This window comes from Caldivirga sp. UBA161 (assembly GCF_002506515.1).
In the GTDB taxonomy this organism is placed as follows: domain Archaea; phylum Thermoproteota; class Thermoprotei; order Thermoproteales; family Thermocladiaceae; genus Caldivirga.
This window is the reverse complement of sequence record NZ_DAXS01000057.1, coordinates 4,852-6,046: the sequence shown is the minus strand read 5'-3', so window position 1 is coordinate 6,046 and position 1,195 is coordinate 4,852. Positions and strand designations below refer to the sequence as shown.

General features: G+C 50.0%; 3 protein-coding genes. All 3 read left to right on the top strand.

All coding sequences use genetic code 11. The features are described 5' to 3' along the window. On the top strand, positions 1-478 hold a 478-nt coding region (locus BP896_RS06535), incomplete at its 5' end, for a PaREP1 family protein (protein ID WP_291766895.1). 63 nt (positions 479-541) lie between these two features. Next, positions 542-835 carry a hypothetical protein gene (locus BP896_RS06530; RefSeq protein ID WP_291766894.1) on the top strand — a complete coding sequence of 98 codons (294 nt, stop codon included), beginning with the start codon at positions 542-544 and terminating at the stop codon, positions 833-835. Then, the gene (locus tag BP896_RS06525; protein ID WP_291766892.1) at positions 825-986 is read left to right on the top strand and encodes a hypothetical protein; all 162 of its coding nucleotides are present in this window, start codon (positions 825-827) and stop codon (positions 984-986) included. The genes BP896_RS06530 and BP896_RS06525 overlap by 11 nt, the downstream gene beginning before the upstream one ends. Positions 987-1,195 lie beyond the last annotated feature (209 nt).

Here is a 1,195-nt window from a genome sequence, read left to right as displayed (position 1 = left end):
GCTCTATGAGGAGGCCGTGAGGAGGGGCATTGATGTTGGTGATTTCGTTATAATGGCGCTTACCAAGGCCCTGGACCTAGATCCTGGGACGGCAGTGAGGGCTAGGCTTGAGTTAGCCGTTAAGTACTTGGATGAGGGTAGGGGGTTAGTTGATAAGGACCCAGTGCAGGCTAGTGAAAAGCTGTATAAGGCTGCTGAGGAGTGTGTTAAGGCGTTGGCACAGCACTACGACCTAAGGGACGTGTTGGATAAGGTCAATGAGAGGGGTAGGTGGACCGTGACTGAACTCGAGAAGGCGGTGTTGGCAATATCGAGGAGGCTCGGGGATTGGTTCGGGGAGGCATGGGATAGGGCATGGGTCCTACACGTGTGGGGATTCCACGAGGCGAAGCTGGATGCCGAAGACGTGAGAATTAGGCTGCCGAGTATCGAAAAGATAGTTAAGGAAACCCAGGTGGCGGTGGGTATTAGGGCTTAAACGGCACTATGGTGATTAATGTATTGATAAAGATTAATTAACAGGGATCCCTAATATGCATATATGTGGGTGAGTAATGCACCATCCAATGTGGTGGCTAACGTTGCGCAAGAGGCTCCAGCGGCTGTAATGACAACCACAGCGTACTACGATGCATCAGTTGAAGTAGCCTCCATAAGGATTAGAGGTGGTGAAGTGAAGTACGTAATTGAGGGTAATGGTGATTTCGCAATATTCGCCGACGATAGTGGAATATGGGCGATAGACCTTGAGGTGAAGAGGTGGGTGAGGGAGTATAGTGAGGTTGTGGATATGTTTAGGAGGGCTAGTGTGAGGGTATATGGTAATGTCCCTTGATGTTGAGGTGGTGGAGAGCCGACCAGGCTTGATTGAGGTTGAGGATTATGCAACGATTAGGTATAGGATAGTTAGCGTTAAGGCAGCTAAGGTGGGTAATGGTTATAGCATAATGGCGTCCATTGATATATTCACAAGGTTCAGTAAATAGCCGCAAGTAATCGGCATATGTAGTGCCGGTAACATACCCTACAGGCCAATGCCCTTCAAGGTCAATGAAACAGCCTACGCTGTGGTTAAGGTTGAGGGGAGGGTGTTTGAGGTCTTTGTGGAGCCCGTAGTCGTGATGGTGGCGGATGGCCTCATAACCCCCATGGGTGAACCATGTGTAGCAATGCACACGGCAGTTGGGTGGATTGC

Coding starts and splice junctions, on each gene's coding strand:
- BP896_RS06530 (WP_291766894.1), top strand. CDS start 542: ATGTGGGTGAGTAATGCACCATCCAATGTGGTGGCTAACGTTGCGCAA.
- BP896_RS06525 (WP_291766892.1), top strand. CDS start 825: ATGTCCCTTGATGTTGAGGTGGTGGAGAGCCGACCAGGCTTGATTGAG.